The following is a 754-nucleotide window of genomic DNA, read 5'->3' as shown; positions in this document are numbered from 1 at the left end:
CTCGTGAGCACATCCTACTTGGTCGTCAGGTTGGTATTCCTTACATCATCGTATTCATGAACAAGTGTGACATGGTTGACGATGAAGAGCTTCTAGAGCTAGTAGAAATGGAAGTTCGTGAACTTCTTAACGAATACGAATTCCCAGGTGATGACCTACCAGTTATCCAAGGTTCAGCTCTTAAAGCGCTTGAAGGCGACGCAGAGTGGGAAAAGAAAATCATCGAGCTTGGTGAAGCGCTTGATTCATACATCCCAGAGCCAGAGCGTGCAATCGACAAGCCGTTCATTCTTCCAATCGAAGACGTATTCTCAATCTCAGGCCGTGGTACAGTTGTAACGGGTCGTGTTGAGCAAGGTATCATCAAGGTTGGTGAAGAAGTAGAAATCGTAGGTATCAAAGATACTACTAAGACTACTTGTACTGGTGTTGAGATGTTCCGTAAGCTTCTTGACGAAGGCCGTGCAGGTGAGAACGTTGGTGTTCTTCTACGTGGTACTAAGCGTGATGAAGTTGAGCGTGGTCAAGTACTAGCTAAGCCTGGTTCAATCACTCCACACGTTAACTTCGAAGCAGAAGTATACGTACTATCTAAAGATGAAGGTGGCCGTCATACTCCATTCTTCAAAGGCTACCGTCCACAGTTCTACTTCCGTACAACTGACGTAACTGGTGCTGTAGAGCTTCCAGAAGGCGTAGAAATGGTAATGCCTGGTGACAACCTTAAATTCAAAGTTGAGCTAATTGCTCCGAT

Annotated in this window: 1 protein-coding gene; it reads left to right on the top strand. The window is 45.4% G+C overall.

Going from position 1 to position 754, the window contains the following annotated elements; genetic code table 11:
* Window positions 1–754: elongation factor Tu (locus tag KUL49_RS20720; protein WP_131138462.1), on the top strand; the 754-nt coding region annotated here is incomplete at both ends.

This window comes from Alteromonas sp. KUL17 (assembly GCF_006538305.1).
GTDB classification, from domain to species: Bacteria; Pseudomonadota; Gammaproteobacteria; order Enterobacterales; family Alteromonadaceae; genus Alteromonas; species Alteromonas macleodii.
This window is presented reverse-complemented; position numbering and strand designations above follow the sequence as displayed.